Origin of the sequence: Streptococcus sp. oral taxon 061 (genome assembly GCF_013394695.1) — a bacterium.
Classification (GTDB): domain Bacteria; phylum Bacillota; class Bacilli; order Lactobacillales; family Streptococcaceae; genus Streptococcus.
Map to the genome: position 1 here is coordinate 1,272,769 of NZ_CP058258.1, position 25,349 is coordinate 1,298,117.

General features: G+C 38.8%; 25 protein-coding genes. 3 read left to right on the plus strand and 22 right to left on the minus strand.

The window, feature by feature from the left end; all coding sequences use genetic code 11:
- The first annotated feature begins 65 nt into the window (after positions 1-65).
- Both HW271_RS06215 and HW271_RS08745 read left to right on the plus strand, forming a co-directional pair.
- Entirely contained in the window at positions 66-1,052 is a 987-nt protein-coding gene (locus HW271_RS06215) for a ComEC/Rec2 family competence protein (protein WP_220428597.1), read from the plus strand.
- Positions 1,001-1,426, plus strand: coding sequence for a hypothetical protein (locus tag HW271_RS08745; RefSeq protein ID WP_220428598.1), 426 nt, complete (start codon positions 1,001-1,003; stop codon positions 1,424-1,426). The genes HW271_RS06215 and HW271_RS08745 overlap by 52 nt, the downstream gene beginning before the upstream one ends.
- A 54-nt stretch (positions 1,427-1,480) precedes the next feature.
- Here HW271_RS08745 and HW271_RS06220 read toward each other — a convergent pair whose 3' ends face one another.
- From HW271_RS06220 to HW271_RS06290, 15 genes are all read right to left on the minus strand, one after another.
- Positions 1,481-2,203, minus strand: a complete 723-nt coding sequence (locus HW271_RS06220; protein WP_178895294.1) for a LicD family protein — start codon at positions 2,201-2,203, stop codon at positions 1,481-1,483.
- A gap of 3 nt (positions 2,204-2,206) precedes the next feature.
- Positions 2,207-4,354: a LicD family protein gene (locus tag HW271_RS06225; protein ID WP_178895295.1), complete on the minus strand. Its 2,148-nt coding sequence runs from the start codon at positions 4,352-4,354 to the stop codon at positions 2,207-2,209.
- Between the two features lie 8 nt (positions 4,355-4,362).
- Positions 4,363-5,328 carry a glycosyltransferase gene (locus HW271_RS06230; protein ID WP_178895296.1) on the minus strand — a complete coding sequence of 322 codons (966 nt, stop codon included), beginning with the start codon at positions 5,326-5,328 and terminating at the stop codon, positions 4,363-4,365.
- The gene (locus HW271_RS06235; RefSeq protein WP_178895297.1) at positions 5,312-6,157 is read right to left on the minus strand and encodes a phosphorylcholine transferase LicD; all 846 of its coding nucleotides are present in this window, start codon (positions 6,155-6,157) and stop codon (positions 5,312-5,314) included. The genes HW271_RS06230 and HW271_RS06235 overlap by 17 nt, the downstream gene beginning before the upstream one ends.
- A gap of 141 nt (positions 6,158-6,298) precedes the next feature.
- Positions 6,299-7,612: an LCP family protein gene (locus HW271_RS06240; protein ID WP_178895298.1), complete on the minus strand. Its 1,314-nt coding sequence runs from the start codon at positions 7,610-7,612 to the stop codon at positions 6,299-6,301.
- Positions 7,609-8,457 (minus strand): prephenate dehydratase, encoded by an 849-nt coding sequence (gene pheA / locus HW271_RS06245; protein WP_178895299.1) that lies wholly within the window; start codon positions 8,455-8,457, stop codon positions 7,609-7,611. The genes HW271_RS06240 and pheA overlap by 4 nt, the downstream gene beginning before the upstream one ends.
- Positions 8,454-8,930: a shikimate kinase gene (locus HW271_RS06250; RefSeq protein WP_178895300.1), complete on the minus strand. Its 477-nt coding sequence runs from the start codon at positions 8,928-8,930 to the stop codon at positions 8,454-8,456. Before HW271_RS06250 ends, pheA begins: the two co-directional genes overlap by 4 nt.
- The gene (aroA, locus tag HW271_RS06255) at positions 8,923-10,206 is read right to left on the minus strand and encodes a 3-phosphoshikimate 1-carboxyvinyltransferase (RefSeq protein ID WP_178895301.1); all 1,284 of its coding nucleotides are present in this window, start codon (positions 10,204-10,206) and stop codon (positions 8,923-8,925) included. Before aroA ends, HW271_RS06250 begins: the two co-directional genes overlap by 8 nt.
- An 89-nt stretch (positions 10,207-10,295) precedes the next feature.
- Entirely contained in the window at positions 10,296-10,634 is a 339-nt protein-coding gene (locus HW271_RS06260; RefSeq protein ID WP_178895302.1) for a YlbF/YmcA family competence regulator, read from the minus strand.
- 11 nt (positions 10,635-10,645) lie between these two features.
- Complete coding sequence (locus HW271_RS06265) at positions 10,646-11,749, minus strand: prephenate dehydrogenase (RefSeq protein ID WP_178895303.1); 1,104 nt, start codon at positions 11,747-11,749, stop codon at positions 10,646-10,648.
- A 9-nt stretch (positions 11,750-11,758) separates the two neighbouring features.
- Positions 11,759-12,925, minus strand: coding sequence for a chorismate synthase (gene aroC, locus HW271_RS06270; RefSeq protein ID WP_178895304.1), 1,167 nt, complete (start codon positions 12,923-12,925; stop codon positions 11,759-11,761).
- 9 nt (positions 12,926-12,934) lie between these two features.
- Entirely contained in the window at positions 12,935-14,002 is a 1,068-nt protein-coding gene (aroB, locus tag HW271_RS06275) for a 3-dehydroquinate synthase (RefSeq protein WP_178895305.1), read from the minus strand.
- 15 nt (positions 14,003-14,017) lie between these two features.
- Positions 14,018-14,875: a shikimate dehydrogenase gene (locus tag HW271_RS06280; protein ID WP_178895306.1), complete on the minus strand. Its 858-nt coding sequence runs from the start codon at positions 14,873-14,875 to the stop codon at positions 14,018-14,020.
- The gene (gene aroD / locus HW271_RS06285; protein WP_178895307.1) at positions 14,865-15,542 is read right to left on the minus strand and encodes a type I 3-dehydroquinate dehydratase; all 678 of its coding nucleotides are present in this window, start codon (positions 15,540-15,542) and stop codon (positions 14,865-14,867) included. The genes HW271_RS06280 and aroD overlap by 11 nt, the downstream gene beginning before the upstream one ends.
- Positions 15,539-16,702: a class I SAM-dependent rRNA methyltransferase gene (locus HW271_RS06290; protein WP_178895308.1), complete on the minus strand. Its 1,164-nt coding sequence runs from the start codon at positions 16,700-16,702 to the stop codon at positions 15,539-15,541. The genes aroD and HW271_RS06290 overlap by 4 nt, the downstream gene beginning before the upstream one ends.
- 246 nt (positions 16,703-16,948) lie before the next feature.
- Here HW271_RS06290 and HW271_RS06295 point away from each other — a divergent pair, with 246 nt between their 5' ends.
- A complete protein-coding gene (locus tag HW271_RS06295) occupies positions 16,949-18,400 on the plus strand; it encodes an alpha-amylase (protein WP_178895309.1) in 1,452 nt (483 codons plus the stop codon).
- 46 nt (positions 18,401-18,446) lie between these two features.
- Here the strand turns inward: HW271_RS06295 and HW271_RS06300 are convergent, their stop codons facing one another.
- From HW271_RS06300 to dapB, 7 genes are all read right to left on the minus strand, one after another.
- Positions 18,447-19,121, minus strand: coding sequence for a DnaD domain-containing protein (locus tag HW271_RS06300; RefSeq protein WP_178895310.1), 675 nt, complete (start codon positions 19,119-19,121; stop codon positions 18,447-18,449).
- 8 nt (positions 19,122-19,129) lie between these two features.
- The gene (metA, locus tag HW271_RS06305) at positions 19,130-20,074 is read right to left on the minus strand and encodes a homoserine O-succinyltransferase (RefSeq protein WP_178895311.1); all 945 of its coding nucleotides are present in this window, start codon (positions 20,072-20,074) and stop codon (positions 19,130-19,132) included.
- Positions 20,075-20,267: 193 nt separating this feature from the next.
- Positions 20,268-20,780 (minus strand): adenine phosphoribosyltransferase, encoded by a 513-nt coding sequence (locus tag HW271_RS06310; RefSeq protein ID WP_178895312.1) that lies wholly within the window; start codon positions 20,778-20,780, stop codon positions 20,268-20,270.
- Positions 20,781-20,919: 139 nt separating this feature from the next.
- Positions 20,920-21,513 carry a hypothetical protein gene (locus HW271_RS06315; protein ID WP_178895313.1) on the minus strand — a complete coding sequence of 198 codons (594 nt, stop codon included), beginning with the start codon at positions 21,511-21,513 and terminating at the stop codon, positions 20,920-20,922.
- Positions 21,513-23,381 carry an ABC-F family ATP-binding cassette domain-containing protein gene (locus HW271_RS06320; RefSeq protein WP_178895314.1) on the minus strand — a complete coding sequence of 623 codons (1,869 nt, stop codon included), beginning with the start codon at positions 23,379-23,381 and terminating at the stop codon, positions 21,513-21,515. The genes HW271_RS06315 and HW271_RS06320 overlap by 1 nt, the downstream gene beginning before the upstream one ends.
- A complete protein-coding gene (locus HW271_RS06325; RefSeq protein WP_178895315.1) occupies positions 23,378-24,577 on the minus strand; it encodes a CCA tRNA nucleotidyltransferase in 1,200 nt (399 codons plus the stop codon). Before HW271_RS06325 ends, HW271_RS06320 begins: the two co-directional genes overlap by 4 nt.
- Positions 24,574-25,341, minus strand: coding sequence for a 4-hydroxy-tetrahydrodipicolinate reductase (gene dapB / locus HW271_RS06330; protein ID WP_178895316.1), 768 nt, complete (start codon positions 25,339-25,341; stop codon positions 24,574-24,576). The genes HW271_RS06325 and dapB overlap by 4 nt, the downstream gene beginning before the upstream one ends.
- Between the last annotated feature and the right edge of the window lie 8 nt (positions 25,342-25,349).

Sequence of the window (25,349 nt, forward strand, 5' to 3'; positions counted from 1 at the left end):
TAATAAAACCAGTTTTAGCAAATGATAGACTTCATATCATAATTGTTGCTGATTGGTCCGATGCCATGATACTAGAAAGCAACGGACATTTTGCAATGATAGATACTGGAGATGATTTTTCTTATCCAGACGGTTCTAACCCTAGATACCCCGATAGACCAGGAATTGAGAAAGATCCCAAAGCAATTACTGAAGATAGATTACTATCTCATATTGAACAATTAGGTATTAAAAATTTCGATTTCATAATCATAACACATGCACATTCCGATCATATTGGCGCAGCTCACGATATTCTAAAAACAATACCTACTCAAAAAATATACATAAAAAAATATAGTGATGAGCGTCTCACAGATAAAACAGGTCTTTGGGATAATTTGTATGGATATGAACGAGCTTTACAGGCTGCCCTAGAAACAAATACTACAATTGTTCAAGAAATTTCTGAAAAAGATTCACACCTAACTCTTGGAAATATAAAAATTGATTTATTAAATTATGAGAATGAATACGAAAATGATGGCTCATTAAAGAAAGTATATGATGATAATTTGAATTCAATTTTATCAATAGTAAATATTAATAATACAAAAATTTTCTTAGGAGGGGATTTAGAAAATACTGAAAGACATATAGAAGAGAAATATGCACCTTTGATTGGACATGTAGATGTCATGAAATTTAATCACCACGTAGAAACAACTAAATCTAATACGAAAGAATTTGTCGACAAACTTAATCCTAAGAAAATTATAAAAACAGGGATTAGACCAGTAGAAGAAAAATACGCTGAATATCTTAAACAAAAAAATATCAGCATTATAAATGCCGGACAACTAGATAGAGCAGCAATCTCTCTCGAATTCAACAATGGAAATGTTACTGATGTATCTGATGAATACCCACATTATGGATTTTATACCAATGATGGTATTCTAAAATTTAAAAATTGGAAAAATGAAGCTCCTGAAGATGGTTGGACACAACACAACGATAATTGGTATATTTCTTTGATTCTGGTACAGTCGCAGTTGGTTGGAAATATATAGATAAAAACTGGTTTTATTTTAATCAAAACGGAGAACTTCAAACAGGGTTAGTTGATGATGGAAATAGTCTATACTATATTGAAAAAAATACAGGTATGCTAACTAACACTTGGAAAGAAATTAATTCCAAAGAAACCTATTACTTCAAAGAAAATGGCAAAGCAGCTAAAGATGAGTGGATGGATCGTTATCATTTTGAAAATGATGGAATCCTTAGTAAAAATAAATGGATTGGTATTTTTCATCTGAATCATTCTGGAAGAGTTAGCCTTACAGATTACAGAAACTATCTATTTATTATATTCACACTTGCTATAGCTTTAATCTTTTTGAAACTTAAGAAAAAATATAAAGATAGAATCATAAAAAAATAATTAAAGATAAAAGAAATGAGCTGGATCAAATCCAGCTCATTTCTTTTATCTATTTTAGTGTTCAAATAATTTAATCAAAAGGACTTTAGCCATTTTAGCATCTCTTTGTTTGTAAATTGGATTTTCTTTCCAATTATAATTGGTATTTGGAGTTTCAAAATCAGCTCCATACAAGTGACTGATATAGTCTCTTGTATTCTCTGGAATTTTCACATCCACTCCCTTAAAGTTAACAACTTGTAATTGACTGAATGGCAATTCGTAATGATAGACCTCATGACGAGTTGGGGTTCCCAAAGCATTGATCATAAAGAAAATAGTATCTGAGGAGATTGTTTCCCCCTTTTTAGTATAAACAATAAGGTCGACATTCAGTCCTTTAAAACTATAGGATAGTTCTACCAATTGATCATTATAGTAAAATTCTTTAGTTCTTGAAAAACCTCTAGCCAAGAGATATTGTTCATCCTCTACAAAGCGTTGATAATCTGGAATAATGATACCAAAATCCATATCCAAGTCATGGCTAATAAAATCATTTTCTCTGTAGTAGCCCAATAGAGTCCCGAAATCCAACCAAATATCATAATCTTTCAAAGGAGAACTATAGATTGTATTGAGAATCTCCTCAAAATTATCTTTTAATAACTCACTTCTCTTTGAATCCAATTCAATGTTCGCTTTGTTATTGAGACTTTTAATGATTGGCAAGTTTTTTATGAGGTCTTTTTTGTCCCCTAAAAGACTTGCCAAGCTTCTTTTTAACCATTGTAACACGTCTTACACCTCTTTTATATAAGCGACAAAATCATCATGTTTCACTCGTTTTTCAACTGGAGGAATTTCCATGAAATCATCACCATAGATAGCTGATAAGATTTGATGAGAAGCCTCAGGGATTTTGTAGGTTCTATCTTCAAATTGACTATCAATTACCTTATCAAGTAGAGTCTTCCCAAATTTTGTAGAAGTTCTCTTATTTTCCATCAAATAATCGATAGAATCACTATCTTTAGCCTGCATAGATAGTAGATTCATTTTTTTATTCCAAGTTTTTACTCTTGTTAAACGAAAAACAAGAATCAAGAGATATCTGACAATATTCTTTAATCCAGCACTCTTGCTATGAATACCATAGAGGGTATAAACAGATAGTCTACGATAGGTATCTAGTTTAACCATCTCTTTGTTGACATCAGCGTAATAATCAAATGGAAATACATCAACGCAAATTCCTAGTTCAATATCATTTTCAATGTAGTTGTTCTCATAAACTGTACGTGCATCATATACTCGATAAAATGGATACGGATAGCGTTTATCATTTTCCCATGATGCGACTTTATAAATCGGATCGTTATCATTTAAAACAGCTTGGTATAATTTATCATACTCATCACGTTTTAAAGAGATATCAACATCATCATCCCAAGGAATATAACCCTTATGTCTAACGGCTCCTAATAGAGTTCCATAAGCCAAAGAATAATTAATATTCTCTTTTTGGCAGAGATTATGAATGTAGTCCATTACTCCTAATTCTACTTCTTTAATCTCTTCTTCAGATAGCCTTCTGTATCCATCTCTCTTTTTAGAAATAACAGAGAAATAATATCCTGAAATCATAAATAGAATACAACCCAACAATGAAATACCATAGAGAGTTGAGCTCAAGAACAAATTAGAAATTAAGATAACAACCGTCATGAGTAAACCAGAAATAAGCTCATTATCTGTTATCTTGTCCTTTTTGTCTTTTAGGAATTTCTTGATGCTGGCACAGATAAATGAAATCATAAAAGCAGCAAAAGGTAGGAAACCTAGTATACCATTATAGAAAAGTAGTTCTAAATATCCATTATGAGTCAAGTAATGCTCTTTAATGATATATGCACTTGCGTCATAAGTTTTCCCTAACTCATACCAGTTACCTGCTGAGTAACCAAATAGTAGTCTCTTTGGAATAAATGAAGCTGTCGATTGCCAAATAGCAAAACGATTATTGGAGATATTTTCTTCGCTAGTATCAGTTCTCTCTAAAGTTAAATTATTGTTTTCCCCTTTTTCTTTATTGAGCTGAATTTCCGCAGAATGAGCTTTTAAATACAAATCACTGCTATACTTTACACCATTATATGATAAAAATACTAGCCCAACTGTTAATAATACAGTGACAAAAGATTTCGCCTTATTGCTATATTCAAATTTTATCAAAGAATAAAGAAGTGCTGCTACAACTAAACAAATATATGTCGTTCTTGAACCTGATAGAACTATATAGGCAAAGTTTAAAATTATGGAAGAAATGGCAAGAGTCTTAATAACTTTGTTTAAAACAGAAAGTCTCATCCATAAATAAATAATGATGATTAAGGAAATAATTGAAAGATAGTTGGGACTTGCTAAAATACCGAACAAGCGTGACTCAACAAATCCTTGACGAATCAACAAACCTTTATAGTCGAAAACTCTATATCCGATTAGCATAAAAAATTGAACAAGAGATAAGAAAACCCCAACAGTGTCTGCAACAGTAATTACTGAAAAGAATACGTTAAACAAAATTCGAGATTTTTCTCTACTAAAGTTTTGAAAAATTGGGTAAATAGCAAAGAAATAGATAAAGAACACTACCAAGTTCTTGATATTTGTTGAAAAACCATACTTCATCACCAGTAAACTTGTGATAATATTCATGGCAAAAAAGATGATTAAGTACTCAATTTTTCTAACAAATAAATAGGCCTTCTTTACAAAGAAATTATATAAACCTAATAGGACTCCCAAAAGAGTCATACCTAAGGTAACAAATTTATTTGCAGAGATAAATTGAAGGGGAACAATGAGTCCCGCCATACAATAAAAAGATATGACTGATAAAAATACCAGATTAATTTTAAAATAGTTTTTCTCAATAATAGAAATCATTTTCTCTCCTAACGGGTATGTTGACGAAGTAAAATCTGTGTGTAGAGTTTTCTGCTAAATAGTAGAGCCAAGAAGCTAATTTTTCTAGCATTCGTAAATCTACTATCTTTTAAAATATTCACTCTATTCTGTTTTAGATAATTTATCAATTTATCTTCTAGTAGTTTATCTTTAAAATTAGAATCAATCAACAATCTATCCAAGACATAGAAATAGGCCCAATTTAATCGCATGGTTGCGACATCGGCGATTGCGGGATAGTGCTCTCTTATTATATTCGCATTTTGCTCATATGCTTCAATCACATTTAAGAATTTTAATGAGAATTTTTGTGTGGTAATACTATTTTCACGATGGACATAATAATACTTCTTCTCATTGGTTGCAACAACCTTCTGACATTGATCTAGTAAACGAATCATAATAAAGGCATCTTCTGCAATTTTTCCAACTTCAAATCTCAAATGATTAAAGAGCTCTTTTTTATATAATTTATTAACAGCAGTAACTGATAAGACCTTTGCTTCCATAACCATTTTTATAGCTTCTTCCGAAGAAAGTTCCCAAGTTTTAATCTCTGAGACTTGTTTTTCAGGTATTTGATTATAGACATCATAGTGTCCACACATTGATAAATCTGCATTCGACTCTCTTAATTGACGGTAGAGTGTTTCGTACATATCTTCATCAATATAATCATCACTATCAATAAAGCCAATTAAATCTGAACTAGCATGATCAATTCCAGTATTTCTAGCTGCTGATAGGCCACCATTTTCTTTATGAATCACACGAATTCGTTGGTCTCTCAAAGCCAGCTGATCACATAAGTCACCACTCTGGTCTGTCGAACCATCATTAATAAGAAGCAATTCAAAATTGGTATAAGTCTGCTTTAAAATCGACTCAACACATCGTTCAAGATAATTTTCTACGTTGTATACAGGAACAATGATACTAATTTTTTCTTGCATTGTATTCTCCCTTATATTCTGTATAGCTCTTATCCATATCTGCTATTACGGCATCGTGGTGAGGTACTTGCTTGTCTGCCGGAGGCGGTGTCATGTAATCACCAAAAGCTGTGCTAAGATAAGCGTCATAACCAACCGGAATAGGCATTTCTGTGCCTTCGAATGGCAGGAAAATGTTATCTTCAAAAGCCTGAATTGGATACTTATTCTTCATGTATCCTGGCCCTGAACATAATTCTGTAATGCCATCACTTTCAGCTGGTCCATACTTGGTCATTTCTTTCTCAGCCTTTTTCCAGATACGGTAGAGAAGCGACTTAGGAGTTAATCCTAGTAAAATGGTACTACCCCACTTCATGAGAGCTCCATGCTTTTCTGGAATGGTTTGTGCACAAAATAGAGAATAAATCAAAGCCCAGCGGACCTGTTTCTTGCGCTCTGCTAGATTTTTAGGGTAGTAGTCCAAGGGAAGAACATCCAAAGCCAAGCCGTGTGGTAAATCCAAATCTTGTTGATAAGGCTTGATACAAGTCGTCTCCTTATCTCGAATCGTGATAAAAAGGTTACGATCTACATAATCTTTAGAACTCTTTGATAGGAAGTAACGCTTATCCGCATATAGAGGCCATAACTCTGCTAGTTTTTCATAGTCCTTTCGCGGCATAAAGAAGTCCAAATCATCATCCCAAGGGATGAATCCCTTATGACGCAAAGCACCGATAGCACCTCCGCCACATAAATAACAGAGCAAGTCATGTTCTTTACAAAAGGCGACAAAATATTCAGCCATCTCTAAGCTACGGGCTTGAATTGCCTTTAAATCACTCATCTCATTCTCATCCTCTTCTATAGAATTACATCATTTCATTATACCATAAAAATGACCCAAAAATCCATCTGATTATGTAAAAATCAAAGCCTGAAGCACCTATTTTATTAGATGTTTCAAGCTTTGATTTTAATGTTTTTATCATCTAAATCCCATTTGGGCTAGTTTATTCTGGTAGGCTTTTTGATCCACTCGAAGTGCTAGACCTCCATATACATCATAGTCATCTACCCAGTCTCCAAGTTCCGGTACTGTTAGTCTTTCAATACCGTTCTGACCTCCTTCGAGGACGGATAAACCGTTGGTCAACAAGAAAGTATAAGGAAGGTTTGTAGATGTCATGGCGAATACTTTACCAAGTGCTTCTGAACCTGTGAAAAGTTTTGTAGGATCTTTAATTTGCTGTAAAACAGCCGTCATGACTTGTTGCTGTCTACGAGTGCGTCCATAGTCGCCTTCATCATCATCACGGAAACGTGCATAGTTGAGAAGAGTTGAACCGTTCATTTGTTGTGTCCCAACTTTAATAGTCTGTGTAGGTGATTCGGTTTCTGTCGCATGCAAGTCATCACCGACTGTCGCTTCTTTAACTGGAACACCATTTAGGGTTGAAAATTGAGCATCAATGGTCACACCGTCAGGGAAAAGCGTGTCAATAGCAGTCGCAAAGGCTTGGAAATCTACAAGAGCATAGTATTTGATATCTAGGTCAAAATTATCTTTAAGGACCTTACGTACCATTTCAGCCCCTTGTTTTCCTTCTTGTTCACCTAATTCGTAGGCTAAGTTCAACTTGTGGTCAGTTTGTTTTTGTCCGTTAATAACTTGGCTATAACCATCAATATAAACTAGGTTATCTCGCATAAAACTTACAAGCTTAAGTTTTTTATCTTTACCACTTACATTCAGAACCATAATAGAATCTGTCCGTGTTTCTGCACTATTCTGTCCAATACGGCCGTCTGTCCCTAAAATAAGAATATTGACACCATCTCTTGTATCCTGTCCATTGAAAACTTCAACTTGGGCAGCCTTGGCATCTTTTGGTTTGTCTGAATCAGCTGTTTGCATCCCTTTCAAAAACATGATGATCATTCCAACTAACACAAAAAGCAATAAGGTGAAAACCCATCCAAACAAACGTTTAAAAGAGAACCCTCTTTTCTTTTTGAGCTTCTTGACTTTTTGTTTTGGAACTTTATGTCGAGAGCTGCGACTTCTTTTGCCATAAGTTGGAAGGCCTATATTAGATTCTTCTTGAGGGAGTTCTTGCAAATCTTCGAATTCTTCCAAGTCCTCACGATAAACCTGACGAACTTCTTGTTGCGGCTTATCCAATTTAGCTTGTAAAAAAGCAAACTCCCGCTTTTCTTTATCATTTAGATAGTGGATGTTTTTTAATAGATAGTCATAACGTAGTTTCTCATGGTGTGTCAGAGGATTTTCTCTAGTCATTCCTTCTCCTTCCCTTTATCCTGTATGGTATAGATAGGGTAAGCTCCTAGTACTTTATAGTGGATGCCAATCGTTTCTAATTCTTTTTGAGCAAAATGGACCAATTCTTTATCTCTGTAGTCCACATCAATGATAAAAAAGTACTCACCTAGTGCTGTTTTTAGGGGACGACTCTCAATCTTAGTTAGGTCAATCCCGCGCCAAGAAAAGGTAGAAAGCGCCTTATATAAAGCTCCTGGAAGATTGTCTGGCAAGGTAACTGCTAAGCTCATTTTTTCAGTTGCATCTTGTAAAGGAATCTGTGGCAACTCTGCACCCAACACCCAAAAGCGAGTGAAATTGGCTTCCATCTCTTGAATATCTTGAGCAATTAATTCCAAACCATATTCACCAGCCGAACTTTTGGGGGCAATGGCCGCAAAAGGCTGATCTGGATGCTCGGAAACATAGCGCGCAGCGTATGCTGTACTGGCAGTGACTTCTAGTTGAGCATCTGGATAATGCTCATCGATAAATTTCTTTCCCTGAGCCAAGGCCTGCGGATGAGAAAAGATTTTCTCAATTTTAACTTGCCCTGGCACCGCCATCAACTGTTGATGAATTGGCTGCACAATCTCCGCCACAGCTTGAATACGAGCTTGATGAAAAAGATAGTCTAAGGTCTCATGAACACTACCTTCAATGGAATTTTCAACTGGCACTACTGAATAGTCTACCAAACCTTGTTCATAGGTCTTGATAACGTCCGTAATATTTGAAAAAGGCTCTAGTTCCTCATTTGGAAAAGCCGTCTGCACAACATGGTGCGAAAAAGATCCTTTGGGACCTAGATAGGCAATTTTCATGTCAGTTCCTCTATAATTTCCTCTGGGCTTAATCTTGATACATCAACAATCTGACTAGCCACTTCCTCATACCAGATTTGTCTTTCATTAAAAATCGCAGCCAAATCTTCCTTGCTATTGTTTAAAAATAGGGGGCGTTGGTTGTCCTTATCGGCTGAAATACGCTGGTAGAGAGTCTCAAAATCTGCTTTTAGATAGATATTCTCTGGATTTTGCTTTAGTAAGTCTCGATTACGTGGCGAAATAACAATCCCTCCACCAGTAGAAATAACTTTGTCTGTCTTTAGCAGGTCAGCTAGGACTTCTTCTTCTACCTGACGAAAGGCTCCTTCTCCTTTTTCTTCAAAGAAACGAGCAATCGACATCCCCAGTCGTTCTTCCAGCATGGCATCCATGTCTACGAAGTCAGGATCTAATCCTCTAGCGACGGTAGATTTTCCTGCACCCATAAAACCTAGTAAAAACTTAGCCATGAATTAAAGTCTCCAAATCATCAAAGAAGCTTGGGTAACTAGTATTGATAGCTTCGGCACGATCCAATTCGACCTCTCCATCTGCAACTAAAAGAGCTGCAATGGCTGTCATCATGCCGATACGGTGGTCCCCAAAGGTATTGACTCTGGCTCCATGGAGAGCAGATTTCCCTTTGATAATCATGCCGTCTGCTGTAGGAGTAATAGTTGCTCCCATGCTATTTAAAGCATCTGCGACAACTTGAATGCGATCTGTTTCTTTAACCTTGAGTTCTTCTGCATCTTTGATGACCGTTTGCCCTTGAGCTTGGGTAGCAAGGAGCGCGATAATCGGTAATTCATCAATCAAACGTGGAATCAAGGCTCCACCAATTTCTATCCCTTTTAGGTCTGAAGTTCCAACAGTCAAGGTTGCAGATTTGGCAATTGGATCAATATCAGTAATCTCTAATTTCCCACCCATAGCTCGGATAACATCGATAATACCTGTACGTGTTTCATTAATACCGACATTCTTAAGCACCACACGAGAATTTGGCACAATCAAACCTGCTACTAACCAAAAGGCTGCACTAGAAATATCTCCTGGTACGACAACTGTTTGTCCACTAAGTTTCTGTGGCCCTTGAACAGTGATTTTCTTACCATCGACACTCAAGTCTCCTCCAAATTGACGTAACATATCTTCTGTATGATTACGAGTGCACTCCTTTTCAATGATGACTGACTGACCCTGAGCCTGCAATGCTGCAAAAATCAAAGCTGACTTAACTTGAGCAGAGGCAATCGGCAATTCATAATGAATAGGTCTTAATTTTGTTGTCCCTTTTAAGTATAAGGGTGGCAAGTCTCGTTCTGTTTGACCTGAAATGCTAACTCCCATTTTTTTCAAAGGAAGGGTCACACGATCCATCGGACGTTTGGAAAGACTGTCATCCCCAAACATCTCCACTTCAAAGTCTGCACCAGCAAGGGCACCTGAAATCAAACGAATAGAGGTCCCAGAATTCCCCATATCTAGAGCATTTTGAGGAACTTTCAAACCATCCATACCAACACCTTGAATGGTAACGACACCCTCCTTGTCCTCAATCTCAACGCCGAGGTCACGAAATACCTGCATGGTTGACAAGACATCTTCACCACGCAAGATATCATAAACCTTCGTTTCACCCTCAGCCAAGCTTCCAAAAATGATAGAACGATGACTGATGGACTTATCCCCTGGTACGCGAATACTACCATTCAAATGCTTAACGTTTGTTTTTAACTTCATACTAGACCTCATACTGACAATACTTTTTCTTATTTTATCATAAAAAGTCAGAAATTTCTTAAAAATTCCTGACTTTATGAGGTGAATTCTTATTTTAAAAGTTCTGAAATTGGTTCAAAGACAATTTTTTCAATATCAGAAAGGTAGATAGAAAGTTGTTGCTGTTTTGCAAAGAATTCTGACAAGAGAGCATTGCCTTGAATCAACTTACCAAAGTTTTCCATTTTTTCCTGGAAAGAAGCGTCTGGAATTTGACCAGTTTGGGCCATGACTTGGATTTCATGCTGAAAAGCAATATAATCCGCAAAAATTTTGCTAGCTTCTGCATCTGCTTGGATGGCATCTCTAGCTTCCTTAACTGCCTTGTATTCAGGCAATTCGCGTAGTCCACGACTAAGTGCATTTGCACTATCATAAATATTTGACATGATTGTCCCCCTTATTTTATTACGACTGTGTAATCAGTATTTTCTGTAATGACTTGCTCAGCACGTTTTAAATCCTGAGCATTCTTAAATGAAATTTGTAGAATCCCGTGAACATCCTCACGGTTTTCCTCGTTAATATGGATATTGACCAAGGAAGTTCCTCGTAGCAATTCCAAGATACGCAAGATAACATCTTCCTCATCGGGAACATCGACATAGAGGTCATAAGAACTGTCAACACCGCCACGTTTATGGATTTCCATAGCTTGGCGTTGTTCCCGCGCTTGATTGAAAAAGTTCCAGATTTGGTTTTCGTCACCCTTACTGATAGCTTGCTCAATCTCGTCCAAACGCCCCTTGAAATCCTCGATGCGTTCAATAATGGTCTCCCGATTGGATAAGAGGATAGAAGTCCACATTCCTGGCTCACTTTCGGCAATTCGAGTCATATCACGGAAACCACCTGCCGCAAAACGTCGGGCCATCTCATGCTCTTCAGCATAACTGGCAGTTTGTTCCATCAATCCTGATGCTAAGATATGCGGAAAATGACTGATCTGAGAAGTCACTCGGTCATGCTCTGTAGCATCGATTTCAATGAAACGAGCGTGAAGACCTGACAGCAAGCCCTTCATTTCTTCGAGCGTATCCTGGGTTGTTAAGCTCGAAGGCGTAAAGATATAGTAGGCATTTTCAAAAAGATTAACATCGGCAGAAGCGGCTCCTGTCTTATGACTCCCTGCCATAGGATGAGCCCCTACAAAGCGAACAGGCTTATCTGCAAAACACTTATCTGCTGTAGCCACAATAGCTGACTTGGTCGATCCAGCATCGGAAATAATGACGCCTTCCTTTAAATCTAAGCTTGCCAACTTCTCGATAAAATCAAGTGTTTGTTGGATAGGAAGTGACAAAATAATAATATCCGCTAGTGGAGCAAAACTAGCAAAATTATCCGTCGCACGGTCGATCATTCCTCGCTCCAAGGCAATATCTCTGGACGCCTGACTACGATTGTATCCCAAAATCTCATAATCAGGATGATCTCTTTTGATGCCCAGTGCCATTGAAGCACCAATCAAACCAAGCCCTGCGATATAGATGGTTTTTGCCATAAGAACTCCTTAATAATTCTTTGTATACTCCCGATGATTAGCAACAGCTTCTTTTAATTCTTCCAGATTATCTGAGGAGAATTTCTCTAGAATTTCTTGGGCCAAGACCGTTGCTACGACTGCTTCCATAACGACACCAGCCGCTGGAAGAGCAGTTGGATCACTTCTCTCCACCGTTGCCTTATAAGGCTCATGGGTTTCAATATCAACGCTCATCAGTGGCTTATAGAGTGTTGGAATTGGTTTCATAACCCCACGGACAATAATCGGTTGGCCGTTAGTCATACCACCTTCGAAACCACCAAGATTATTAGTACGACGAGTATAGCCATCTGCTTGTGACCAGAGGATTTCATCCATGACTTGACTACCCTTGAGATAACCTGCTTTAAAACCAAGACCAAACTCCACACCCTTAAAAGCATTGATGGAAACAACTGCTTGAGCTAATCTTGCATCTAGTTTTCGATCCCATTGGACGTATGAACCCAGACCAACCGGAACACCACCGACAACCGTTTCAACAACTCCACCAATGGTATCACCATCGCGTTTGATTTGGTCAATATAGTCCTTGATCTCCTGCTCACGTTCTTGGTTAACGATAGAAACTTCTGACTGGGCAGCTAGTTTCTTAATCTCTGTGACTGTCAAGTTTTCTGGAACATCGATTTCCTTACCACCAAAGACAACAACATGGTTAGCAATTTCAATATCAAGCTCAGCCAATAGTCGTTTAGCCACAGCCCCGACTGCTACTCGCATAGTCGTTTCACGGGCAGATGAACGTTCTAGGGAATTTCTCAAATCATCAAAGCGGTATTTGATACCTCCTACCAAGTCAGCGTGACCAGGGCGAGGATGAGTGATTTTTCGTTTGCTTTTAAGTTTGTCTTCAATATCCTCTGTTGACATGATATCCAACCATTTTTGGTGGTCTTTGTTAATAACATCCATGGTAATGGGAGCCCCTGTCGTCTTTCCATGACGAACACCAGAAGTAAAGACAACCTGATCACTCTCAATCTTCATGCGGCCACCACGACCGTAACCTCCTTGGCGACGTTTGAGATCCTCATTGATATCCTCGGCAGTTAAAGGAAGGCCTGCTGGAATTCCTTCAATAATCGCTGTCAGACGAGGACCGTGTGATTCTCCTGCTGTTAAATATCTCATACATTCTCCTTATTTTACCAAGTAATCTTTCATTTCTTCGAGTGAGACGGCGTGAATAGTAGCTGAACCAAGCTCTGGTACCAAAACTAACTTCATAGTGTTTCCACGCGCTTTTTTATCATGAGTCAAAGCCTGATAAAGCTTATCAACATCCCAGTTTTCATAATCAACAGGAAGGCCAAATTTCTGACACATTTCTCGGATTGACTGAGTGATTCCAACTGGCATAAGGCCTTTTTGTTCTGCGACCTTTGAGACCTGAACCATTCCCATCGCTACTGCCTCACCGTGCATGACACGTCCATAACCAGCAGTTGCTTCAATAGCATGACCAATTGTGTGACCATAGTTTAGATAGAGACGAATGCCATTGTCCAATTCATCTTCAACTACCATCTTGCGCTTGACCTGGCAAGAGTGCTCAATCAAACTTTCTGAATGTTCCAAAATGCTTTCCACAGAACCATCCATTTTAGATAATAGGTCCCAAAGCTCTGGATCTTCGATGAGGCCATACTTGATGACTTCACCCATTCCTTCAATCAATTCTCTCTTCCCTAAGGTTTCAAGAACAGTTGGGTCAATCAAAACACCATCAGGCTGGGCAAAAGTTCCCACCATATTCTTAGCAAAAGGAGTATTCACTCCTGTCTTACCACCGATTGAAGAGTCGACTTGAGCAGTCAAACTGGTCGGAATTTGAACAAAGTGAATACCTCGCATATAGGTTGAGGCTACAAAGCCAGCCAAATCACCAACGACACCACCACCTAAAGCTACGATGCCGTCACTGCGAGTCAAGTCTTGCTTAACTAGAAATTCATAAGCTTTTTGAACCGTGGTTAAATTTTTTCGCTCTTCACCCTCTAGGAAGTCAAAAACCGCCACTTGAAAACCAGCATCCTCTAGGCTCAATTTAACTTTTTCTGCATAGAGAGAAGCCACATGGTTATCGGTAATGATAACGACTTTTTGCGGTTGCCAAAGTTCCCGCAACCATTTTCCTGCTTGAGACAGGCATCCTTTTTCAATCTGAATATCATAGGGATGGTGGGGAAGGTCTATTTTGATTTTCATAGCAGTTCTCCTTTTTCATTTTTGATACTTTTGTTTTAATAATTCCCAGATTTGATCTGTTGGCATTTCCTTACCGGTCCATAACTGAAAAGCTTCAGCTGCTTGGTAAAGCAACATGCCTAGGCCATTAACAGCGTGATTTCCCTGGCTCCTTGCCCACTTTAGAAATGGTGTTTCAAAGGGTTGATAAATCACATCTGCTACCAATAGCTTTTCTGGTAAAACAATACTTGTTGGGATTGGCTGAGATACTCCATCCATACCCACACTGGTCGCATTGACTAAGAGATCAGCATGAGTGATGCTGCCTTGAAGGTCTTGACGATCTTCTAAAGCAAATAACTCTACTCTAAATCCTGTTTCATGCTGTAGCTTCTCTAAGTAAGGTTTTGTTTTTCCCATCGAAGCCGAGCGTACAAAGACAGAAATCTGGTCTACTCCATCCAAGATTGCCTGTGACAAAATTGCCTTGGCTGCGCCACCTGCTCCTAACAAGACCATTCTTTTCCCTGATATTTTAAAAGAAGGCAAGCTCTTAAAGAATCCCTTGCCATCTGTGTTATATCCGATTAAAGTTCCTTCTCGATTCACCACTGTATTGACAGCACCAATCAAACGAGCTTCTTCGCTCAACTCATCCAGATAAGGAATCACTTGCTCCTTGTAGGGCATAGAAAGATTGATTCCATACATCTGATAGCGACGAATATTGGCAACTGTTTCAGCCAAGTCAGTTGCCTCTACTTCCCAAGCAAGATAAACACCGTTAGTATTTGTTGCTTCAAAAGCGCTATTGTGAATAAAGGGAGAAACGGAGTGTTTGATGGGATTTGCGACTACAGCTGCTAAACGTGTGTAGCCATCAATCTTCATTTAGAATCTCCCGAATTTTTTTCATGCTAGATAGAGAAATCTGTCCTGGAGCACTGGCTTCATCCAGACTTGCAAAAGACCAGCTAGAGCCCGTTACATCCGAAGTAATACGTGAGACCTTACCCACTTTCCCCATAGAAATGGTTACATATTCTTGTTCAGGGTTCAATGTTTTAAAGCCACGTGTAAAGTTCATCAAATCCAATACATCTTGTTCTGTATGAGCCATAACTGCGATTTTCACAACTTTAGGGTTTAAACTTGTCAACTCAGACAAGATTTCCATTAGATTTTCAGGTGTTTCTTGGAAATTATGGTAGCTCAAGACAAGGTTTGGAAATTCTAACATTTCCTCAAAAACATCCCTATAGCTAAAATACTCAAAATCAATATAATCTGGTTGATAAAGCTGGGCTACTTCCTTGATAATTTGAACATATTCTTCTGAAGAGAGTTCAATTTGACCACCCTCAGCACGAGTACGCAAGGTAAAAACAAGCTCACGTCCTGCAAATTTTTCGAAAATAGCTGGTGCTACCTGCAAAATAGCTTCCTTTGGTAAGAAGTCAGCTCGCCATTCGATGATATCGGCATCATGGTACCGCATCACATCAATAGCCTGAGCCTCCTCTAAACTTCTTGGCATTACGGAAACAATTAATTTCATTTACTAACCTTCATGGTAATCACTTTGAGGTAATTACTACTTTCATCTTTTTCGTTGTAGACAAAGTCTGCTGGAAGTCCATACTTTTGAAGGACCTGATATTCTCTACCTGCAAATCCTTTGTCGATTTGTTCTGTGAATTTTTGACGGGAAACATTAGCAGCATTAGTACTAGCAATAATGATTCCACCTGGATTTAAAATCTCTAGGCTTTGGGAAATCAATTTATGATAATCCTTAGCTACAGAGAAGGTTTGTTTTTTATTTCGGGCAAAACTAGGCGGATCCAGAACAATCACATCGTAGCTCAAACCCTTCCTCTTAGCATATTTAAAGTATTCAAAGACATCCATGACAAGCAATCGATGATTGTCTAGACTCAAACCATTAGCATGAAAATGAGCTTCTGATAGTTCTCTCGAACGCTTGGCTAGATCCACAGAGGTTGTTTCACTAGCTCCTCCCATAGCTGCAGCGACTGAGAAGGCTGCTGTATAGGAAAACATATTGAGCAAGGATTTCCCCATTGCTAAACCATCAACTAAGCTCCCACGAACTTCATGCTGATCCAAGAAGATCCCTGTCATTAGGCCGTCATTCATAAAGACTTGGTACAAGACTCCATTCTCAAGAACAGTGAAATATTCAGCTGCTTCTTGACCATAGATATGGGCAGACTCATAATCTAGACCTTTAAAGCGAATCTTTTCATAGGCACCCAAGACTTCTGGAAATACCTGAGCAAAGGCTGCCATAATCTCTTGGCGAAGACCATAGATATAGGAGTTATACCAAGAGAAAACAACATAATCTCCGTAGAGGTCCAGAGTCATTCCACCAAAACCATCGCCTTCTTGATTAAACAAACGAAAGGCAGTTATCAACTCATCCTGATAGTAGGAAGAACGTTTTTGTTTGGCTTTTTCAAATAAGCTTTCAAAGAACTTTTGATTAAAAGAAACTTTCTGGTTGGTTACAAACCAACCAATCCCCTTGTTTTGACTGGATAAATAAGCCTTCCCTAAAAATTTTTTGCTTTGGCTGAAAAGCTCAACTTCTTGATTAGTTTCAGATAGCTCTGGAAAATCAATCTCTTCTAAAACCATCTGACCCTTATTCAGCTTTTTTTCGACACGCCGGCTGACGAATACTTTTTTCATAGATACAATTATATCAAATTTGTTGAAAATTCACAAAATAGAAAGTGATTTCTCCATTGATTCCATAGGAATTGAAGCTATTTTTCACGCTTTTTCATCAGATAATAACTCTCTTCCGCATTTTAAAAAGTTTTTTGTAAAAAATGGACATAAAATGGCTAGAGTATATTTTCTAGCGCAAACGTTTGCGTATTCCTTAGCTTTGTGGTAAAATGATTGTCAAATTGTTAAGTATGAGGACTTTCTATGAAAAATCAAACCCTAATGCAATATTTTGAGTGGTACCTTCCCCACGATGGACAACACTGGACGCGACTTACCGATGATGCTGAGCATCTTGCAAATCTAGGAATTAGCCACGTCTGGATGCCACCTGCCTTTAAAGCTACCAACGAAAAAGATGTCGGTTATGGTGTCTATGACCTTTTTGACCTCGGAGAATTCGACCAAAAAGGCACTATCCGTACCAAATACGGCTTTAAAGAAGACTATCTTCAAGCCATTCAAACACTTAAATCACATGGGATTCAACCTATGGCTGACGTCGTCTTAAACCACAAGGCAGCTGCAGATCGTTTAGAATCCTTCCAGGTTATTGAAGTCGACCCAGAAGATCGCACAATTGAACTTGGAGAACCTTTTACTATCAATGGTTGGACAAACTTTACTTTTGATGGAAGACAAAATACCTACAATGATTTCCACTGGCACTGGTACCATTTCACTGGAACTGACTATGATGCTAAACGTCGTAAGTCTGGCATCTATCTCATTCAAGGTGATAATAAAGGCTGGGCTAACGAGGAATTAGTTGATAACGAGAATGGTAACTATGACTATCTCATGTATGCGGACCTAGATTTCAAGCATCCAGAAGTCATAAAAAATATCTACGATTGGGCTGATTGGTTTATCGAAACGACTGGTGTAACAGGTTTCCGCTTAGATGCTGTAAAGCATATTGACTCTTTCTTTATGCGTAATTTCATTCGTGACATCAAAGAGAAATATGGACAAGACTTCTATGTCTTTGGAGAATTCTGGAATCCAGACAAGGAAACCAACTTGGACTACCTCGAAAAGATTGAAGAGCGCTTTGACCTTGTCGATGTCCGACTCCATATGAATCTCTTTGAAGCAAGCCAGGCTGGTGCAGACTACGACTTGCGTACCATCTTTAATGATAGTCTGGTTCAAATCAAACCAGATAAGGCTGTAACCTTTGTCGAAAACCATGATACTCAACGAGGACAAGCTTTAGAATCTACTGTAGAAGAATGGTTCAAACCAGCAGCCTATGCTCTTATTCTTTTGCGTGAGCAGGGTCTCCCTTGTGTCTTTTATGGAGACTACTACGGTATCTCTGGTCAATATGCTCAGCAAGATTTTAAAGAAGTTCTTGACCATTTGCTAGCTATCCGAAAAGATTTAGCTTATGGAGAGCAGACGGACTACTTTGATGACCCTAATTGTATCGGTTGGGTCCGTTCAGGAGCTGACAATCAAGCACCTTTAGCTGTTCTTATCTCAAATGCTCAAGATAATTACAAAACTATGTTTGTTGGTCCAGAATGGGTTGATCATACTTTTGTTGATTTACTTGGCAACCATTCAGACCAAGTAACTATTAATGCTGAAGGATATGGTGATTTCCCAGTTGCTGAACGTTCTGTAAGTGTTTGGGGACTTACTTATTAAGAACACAAAAAAACTTGCCATGGGCAAGTTTTTTTATTGCTAAATATTAGTCTTTCCAAAGGTCCATGGCATTTTTAAAATCAGATGAAACTTGTACATTTTGAGGGTTTGTTGCCTCTCTCTCCTGACGTTTCGCTTCTACCTGGGCTACACTCCTAATCCCTTCGTGACGCCAGTTTCGAAGGATAGCTTGGATATATTTCCAATTTGGTTTTCCATTTAAAACAGCTTCACGTAAGGCTTCTTTTATCAAATCCGCACTAGTTCCGTCTTCTTTCAAACTCTTTTCCAAATCTTCGATTTCAAATGGGCTCAATAGACGGCCTAGCTCCTGTTGGAAAGTATCTACCAAGCTCTTTAAATCATTTGGAGCAGATTGCACCTGGTTTGGAGCTTGTTTTTCAAAAAGTTGGTCTAGGCGCTCCAAGGCAAGAGTTGCATCGAAGATAATTTCTATTTCGCCATTAAGTTCAATCGTACGGTATTGAAGCAGGCCTTTTTCTGTCAAGCGTGAAATGGCCTGATTGACTTCAGTGACATTTTTGCCGATTCTTTCAGCAATCTGACTTGGAGACAATTCTCCTAAAGCCGTTGTATTCTGTAGGTAAAAGAATTGCCAAACCAAGAAATCATCACTTGATGAGAACAATTGATTGTAATGTAAAAGCAGGTCACTCGGTAACACTAAGTTTCCTGATTTGAAAGCATCTAAATATGTCATAATTCCTCTTATAAATATCCAAAATGAGACACATCTTCTTCCGCACTCTTCCACTCAAACGGTGTTTCTTGGTAAACTGCATAATTTACCCAGTTACTGAAAAAGAGGGCTGCAGATGAACTCCAACGCATACAAGGAAGCTCATGAATGTCATCATTTTTGAAATAATTTTCTGGTATATGGGGATCTAAACCAGCATCTAGATCTCTAAAATATTCCTTTGCAAGCGTGTCGCGATCATACTCTAAATGCCCAAAGCTATAAACTTCTCTCAAATCTCGACTCGCAAGGATAGAGATTCCCACCTCTTTTCCTGATGCTAAAATCTCTAGATTTGTTTTATTCAGAATATCTTCTTTGTGGACTTCTGTATGGCGAGAATGAGGGGATACATATAAATCATCAAAACCTCTCAAAAGAAGGTGACCTTCTTTTAAAACATCCTGAGGATAAATCCCCGAAAGCTTCTGCTCCATCTGGTATTTATCTACGCCATAGCGATAGTATAGACCTGCCTGTGCCCCCCAACAAATATGCAAGGTTGAAAAGACATGAGTCTTAGACCAATCGATAACTTGGGTAAACTCCTGCCAATAGTCAACCTCCTCAAATGGAAGGTGCTCAACTGGAGCTCCTGTGATAATCAAGCCATCGAAATAATCATCTTTGACCTCCGAGAAGGTCTTATAAAAGGTCTCCATATGCTCTGATCGAGTTGTTTTTGATTGGTGACTCTCCATATATAAAAAGTCAATATCTAACTGTAAAGGAGTATTGGCCAAATGCCTTAAGAGTTGAGTCTCTGTTACAATTTTTTGCGGCATTAGATTTAAAATAAGAATTTTCAAGGGCCGGATATCCTGATGAGCCGCCCGTTGATCATCCATGACGAAAATATTTTCTGTTTGTAAAATCTCAACTGCTGGTAATTTTTTATCAATTCTAATCGGCATGGAAATCTCCTCACTGTATCATACTGGACTCAAGTAACCTGACTGTCATCAAATGGAATAATCCAGCTGACGACACTTCTTTCCTTTATTATACTGTAAGAAGATATAGTTTTCAATTATAGTTTTTCTCTAACTAGATATAGCCTATTTTTATATCCGATGAAGAGAAAACAGCCCTAAGGACTGTTTTTCATTAATAATGCATCAAAACTTTATAGTCGTAATCTCCGATTGCTTCACGACCTTTTAGTTCATCAAGCTCAATCAAGAAGGCACAACCAGCTACGATACCACCAAGTTTTTCAATCATTTCGATGGTTGCTTTCACAGTACCACCTGTTGCCAAGAGGTCATCTACGATAAGAACACGTTGACCTGGTTTGATAGCATCTGCGTGCATAGTCAAAGTATCAACACCATATTCTTTTTCGTAGTCAGCTGAAATCACTTCACGTGGTAATTTCCCTGGTTTACGTACAGGTGCAAAACCAATTCCCAACTCAAAAGCAACTGGACATCCAACGATAAATCCACGCGCTTCTGGTCCTACGATCATATCAATCTGTTTGTCAGTAGCATATTGAACAATTTCACGAACAGCATAGCTGTAGGCATTTCCGTTAGCCATCAAAGGGCTGATATCACGGAACGTAATGCCTTCTTGTGGATAATTTTCAATACTTGCAATGTAATCTTTTAAGTTCATAGCATTTCTTTCTTTTTAAGTTTTTACTCCCTATTATACCATATTTCCTAGAAAAGCAAAATAGAAAGAAGCCTTGGTACTTAGTCCAAGACTTCCCTTTGCTCTTCAATAGCAAATGGTTAATCAGGCAATGAAATCCTTACTTCTTTTTACTTTTAGAGTTTTGGTTGCGTTGACGATTTTGTTCGATGCGCCACTCTCGTTCATAGTAGGACATGGTTTCAAATACCCTTCGCGGCAAACCCACATCCAGCAAGTGGATTGGAATTTTTAAAACGTTAGAATCTTTCGAACTTGTAAATCTACTTCGTAGACGTCGCCATAGAGAGTTATTGTTCAAAAGATTTGTATCATAAAAATGAACATCAATAGTATAAAAATCCCTTGAATTTCTACTGCCCTTAATTCTCATAAGAGCAAATTTTTCTATATCTCCCCAAGAATAAAACTGCCAGTCTTTTTTCGGATGTGGCTTATAGGAAAAACCTTGAGCCGTACATTTTAAATACTCTTTATCTGATAGAAGAATCTGTATCCGTTCATACAAGAGCCATCCAACAATGATGATTAAGAATAAGACAAAGAGTCTTAATGCTACTAATCCAATAGGTACTTCTTTGGGATAGGTCATCATAAAAGAGAGAATCCAAAGAAGAAAAGCTAACTCAACTACGCAGAGAACAATAGTCCAAATGATTTTCTTACTGCTCCATTTGATGATTTTCTCTTCCATTAAACCAACTCACTTAAATATTCATAGCGTTCATATTTTTCAAGCAAGGCTTCATTCTTTTCATCCAGCTCCTTTTGAAGGGTGGCTAGCTTCCCAAAGTCAGAGCCATTTGCTTGCATTTCTTCTTCAATAGCAGCGATGCGATTTTCCAAGGCTTCGATGTCACCTTCAATGCTTGCCCATTCTTGCTTTTCTTGGTAGGTCATCCGTTTCTTTTCTTCACGAACTTTGACCACTTTTTCCTTGTCAGCTTTTTGGATTTGAGTTACCGTTTCTGCTTCAAAAGCTTTTTCATCTAGGTAGTCTGTGTAATGTCCAAAAAAAGGACGGATGGTTCCATTCTCAAAGGCAAGGATCTTAGTCGCAACCTTATCAAGAAAATAACGGTCGTGACTAACTGTCAGAACTGGACCTGCAAAACCTTGTAAGAAATTTTCTAAAACCGTTAAGGTCGCAATATCTAAATCATTTGTTGGCTCGTCTAAGAGGAGCACATTAGGCTTTTCAAGGAGTAGTTTGAGGAGATAAAGACGTTTCTTCTCTCCACCAGATAACTTCTCAATCAAGGTACCATGCGTTGATCGTGGGAAAAGGAACTGCTCTAGCAACTCAGCGATAGATGTCGTAGAACCACCACTGGTCTTGACTTCTTCTGCCACTTCCTGCAGGTAGTTAATAACCCGCTTGCTTTCATCCAAACCTTCGATTTGTTGAGAGAAATAAGCGATGCGAACCGTTTCTCCGATAATAACTTGACCTTCAGTTGGCTCGAGACTTCCTGCAATGAGATTGAGAAGAGTTGACTTCCCAACACCATTATCCCCGACGATTCCGATACGGTCTTTGGCTTGGACCAAAAGATTAAAATGTTTCAGAATCGGTTTATCGTCATAGGCAAAGGAAACATCCTTAAACTCGATTACCTTTTTACCGATACGGCTAGTTTCAAAATTCATGGCCAAGTCTGTCTCAACGCTAGTATCTGAAACTTCCTTTTTCAAATCGTGGAATCGATTGATACGAGCTTGTTGCTTGGTTGCACGAGCTTGAGGTTGCCGTCTCATCCAAGCTAATTCTTGTTTGTAAAGTTGTTCCTTTTTGTGAAGAAGAGCTGCATCGCGTTCATCCTGTTCCGCCTTGAGACGAACATAGTCTTGGTAATTTCCTTGATATTCTGTCAACCCTGCTCTGTCCAACTCAAAGATTCGCGTAGAAAGGGCATCTAGGAAATAGCGATCGTGGGTGATAAATAATACTGTTTTCTTGGAATTTTTCAAGAAGAGGGTTAGCCACTCAATGGTCGCAATATCCAAGTGGTTGGTAGGCTCATCAAGAAGCAAAAGATCATGGTTGCCCAGAAGGACTTGCGCCAACTGAACCCGTCTACGCAGACCACCTGACAATTCTCCAACAGGAGTAGATAAGTCTTGAATGCCTAGTTTACGGAGAACCGTCTTGACCTGACTTTCGATTTCCCAAGCTTGGAGGGAATCCATCTCAGCCATCACACGTTCTAAACGGGCTTGCTTATCCTCACTATAGTTGAGCATGAGCAGTTCATATTCACGAATTAACTGGATTTCCTTGAGGTCACTTGATAGAACGGTATCCAAGACAGTCTTACTATCATCAAAATCTGGGTCCTGGGTCAGGTAGCCAATCTTGTAATCATTTTTTGCTGAAAATGGGCTTACGTCACCATCAAAACCTGAAACTCCAGAAAGCACATCTAAAAGGGTTGTTTTACCGGTTCCGTTGACACCGATAAGACCAATTCTGTCCAAGTCATGGATGATAAAGGAAATATCCTTAAAGACTGTCTTATCTCCAACGGATTTACTTAGTTTTTCAACGATAAAGTCACTCATTTTCTCTCCCTTAGGTAGTCATGGATGGCTTGACGGTCATTTTTTAATTCTCCATCAACAATAGCATACTCAATTTCTTCTAAAACATCCCCTAATTCAGGACCTGGCTGATAGCCGTATTCTTTGATGAGAATGCCACCGTTGATGTGCATTTCTTTCTTATCATGAATGGTCAAACTCTCATAGGTTTCTGTGATAGCTTGCGGATTGACTTCTTTCCCTTGAGCTCGGCGAAGATTTTCAGCCTGTAGAAGCAAGTCCAAATCAAAGCGGTAACAATCACGCTTGCCGAGTTCCCCTTCTTCTCGGAGGGCCAAAATAGCGAGCAAATTCTGTACCTGCTTGGCAAATTGACGTGATGTCTTCCAATGTTTTAAAAAATTTTGAGCATCTTCCACTTTTAAAACCCATAAAAGTGCTGCCCAGGCTTGTTCAGAAGATTCAAAGGTGAAATTATCTTTTAAGTCAAATAAAGACTGGAGATTGCCCTGACTACCAGCCATATCTGGAAGATAATCATAAGCTTTGCTTGCAATCATAGAAGATAAGCCTACTCTCCAATGAGGGGCTAGTAGAAGTTTATCAAATTCTACAAAAGTACGTTCCACAGAAATTTTCTCTAAGAGTGGCGTTAAGGTCTTCATCGCTTCAAACGTTTCTTGTTCAAGTTCAAAACCAAGACTAGCTTGGAAACGAAATCCACGCATGATTCGTAGAGCATCTTCATTAAAACGTTCACTAGCTACACCAACTGCACGTAGAACTTGATTTTCTAAATCTTGTAAACCATCAAATAAATCAACGATTTCCCCTGTCTCATCCAAGGCAAAGGCATTGACTGTGAAATCACGTCGTTTGAGGTCCTCTTCTAACGAACGAACAAAAGAAACTGAACTTGGTCTACGGTAGTCTACATAGACATCTTCCGTTCTGAATGTGGTTACTTCGTACTCTTCATCTCCATCTAAAACCAAGACGGTTCCATGCTCAATGCCAATATCAGCTGTCCGTGGAAAAATCTGCTTGGTTTCTTCTGGATAGGATGACGTCGCGATATCCACATCATGGATGGGGCGGTTAAGAAGGGCATCCCTAACGGACCCACCCACAAAATAAGCCTCAAATCCTGCTTCTTTAATTTTTTCTAATACTGGTAAAGCCTTCTGAAATTCAGAAGGCATTTTTGTTAATTTCATAGTAAGTGTTCTAATCCATAGACAAGCTCATGACGCTTGACAACTTCTTTGATTCCCAAATTCACCCCTGTCATGAAGGAGCTACGATCATAGGAGTCATGACGCAGAGTCAATCCTTCTCCCTGATTTCCAAAAATGACTTCCTGATGAGCTACCAAACCTGGTAAACGTACCGAATGGATTCGCATACCATCAAAATTAGCTCCACGTGCACCTGCAACGAGTTCTTCCTCATCGCTAGCACCTTGTTGGAGAGGCTCTCGGACTTGAGCCATCAACTCAGCTGTTTTGATAGCTGTCCCGCTCGGCGCATCCTTTTTCTTGTCATGGTGAAGTTCAATAATCTCCACATTTGGGAAATATTTGGCAGCCTGAGCTGCAAATTGCATCAGCAAGACAGCACCCAAGGCAAAATTGGGAGCAATTAGGCCACCCAATCCTTTGGAACGTGAAAATTCTTTTAATTCTTCGATTTCTTGACTGGTGAAACCTGTCGTTCCTACTACTGGAGCATAGCTATTTTCAAGAGCAAAGCGTGTATTCTCATAGGCGACAGCTGGTGTAGTAAAGTCTACCCAAACATCTGCCTCAAAACCTGCCAAGTCATTCTTATCATTGAATACTGGAATTCCTTGCCACTCAGATGCAGACTCAAAAGGATCCAAAACGGCTACTAGTTCAAGTTCAGAATCAGACAAAACCATCTGACAAGCAGCTTGTCCCATTCTTCCCTTAAAACCTGCAATAATCACTCGAATACTCATCTTTACTC

Coding starts and splice junctions, on each gene's coding strand:
- HW271_RS06215 (WP_220428597.1), top strand. CDS start 66: ATGATACTAGAAAGCAACGGACATTTTGCAATGATAGATACTGGAGAT.
- HW271_RS06225 (WP_178895295.1), bottom strand. CDS start 4,354: ATGATTTCTATTATTGAGAAAAACTATTTTAAAATTAATCTGGTATTT.
- HW271_RS06230 (WP_178895296.1), bottom strand. CDS start 5,328: ATGCAAGAAAAAATTAGTATCATTGTTCCTGTATACAACGTAGAAAAT.
- HW271_RS06235 (WP_178895297.1), bottom strand. CDS start 6,157: ATGAGTGATTTAAAGGCAATTCAAGCCCGTAGCTTAGAGATGGCTGAA.
- HW271_RS06240 (WP_178895298.1), bottom strand. CDS start 7,612: ATGACTAGAGAAAATCCTCTGACACACCATGAGAAACTACGTTATGAC.
- pheA (WP_178895299.1), bottom strand. CDS start 8,457: ATGAAAATTGCCTATCTAGGTCCCAAAGGATCTTTTTCGCACCATGTT.
- HW271_RS06250 (WP_178895300.1), bottom strand. CDS start 8,930: ATGGCTAAGTTTTTACTAGGTTTTATGGGTGCAGGAAAATCTACCGTC.
- aroA (WP_178895301.1), bottom strand. CDS start 10,206: ATGAAGTTAAAAACAAACGTTAAGCATTTGAATGGTAGTATTCGCGTA.
- HW271_RS06260 (WP_178895302.1), bottom strand. CDS start 10,634: ATGTCAAATATTTATGATAGTGCAAATGCACTTAGTCGTGGACTACGC.
- HW271_RS06265 (WP_178895303.1), bottom strand. CDS start 11,749: ATGGCAAAAACCATCTATATCGCAGGGCTTGGTTTGATTGGTGCTTCA.
- aroC (WP_178895304.1), bottom strand. CDS start 12,925: ATGAGATATTTAACAGCAGGAGAATCACACGGTCCTCGTCTGACAGCG.
- aroB (WP_178895305.1), bottom strand. CDS start 14,002: ATGAAAATCAAAATAGACCTTCCCCACCATCCCTATGATATTCAGATT.
- HW271_RS06280 (WP_178895306.1), bottom strand. CDS start 14,875: ATGAAGATTGATGGCTACACACGTTTAGCAGCTGTAGTCGCAAATCCC.
- aroD (WP_178895307.1), bottom strand. CDS start 15,542: ATGAAATTAATTGTTTCCGTAATGCCAAGAAGTTTAGAGGAGGCTCAG.
- HW271_RS06290 (WP_178895308.1), bottom strand. CDS start 16,702: ATGAAAAAAGTATTCGTCAGCCGGCGTGTCGAAAAAAAGCTGAATAAG.
- HW271_RS06295 (WP_178895309.1), top strand. CDS start 16,949: ATGAAAAATCAAACCCTAATGCAATATTTTGAGTGGTACCTTCCCCAC.
- HW271_RS06300 (WP_178895310.1), bottom strand. CDS start 19,121: ATGACATATTTAGATGCTTTCAAATCAGGAAACTTAGTGTTACCGAGT.
- metA (WP_178895311.1), bottom strand. CDS start 20,074: ATGCCGATTAGAATTGATAAAAAATTACCAGCAGTTGAGATTTTACAA.
- HW271_RS06310 (WP_178895312.1), bottom strand. CDS start 20,780: ATGAACTTAAAAGATTACATTGCAAGTATTGAAAATTATCCACAAGAA.
- HW271_RS06315 (WP_178895313.1), bottom strand. CDS start 21,513: ATGGAAGAGAAAATCATCAAATGGAGCAGTAAGAAAATCATTTGGACT.
- HW271_RS06320 (WP_178895314.1), bottom strand. CDS start 23,381: ATGAGTGACTTTATCGTTGAAAAACTAAGTAAATCCGTTGGAGATAAG.
- HW271_RS06325 (WP_178895315.1), bottom strand. CDS start 24,577: ATGAAATTAACAAAAATGCCTTCTGAATTTCAGAAGGCTTTACCAGTA.
- dapB (WP_178895316.1), bottom strand. CDS start 25,341: ATGAGTATTCGAGTGATTATTGCAGGTTTTAAGGGAAGAATGGGACAA.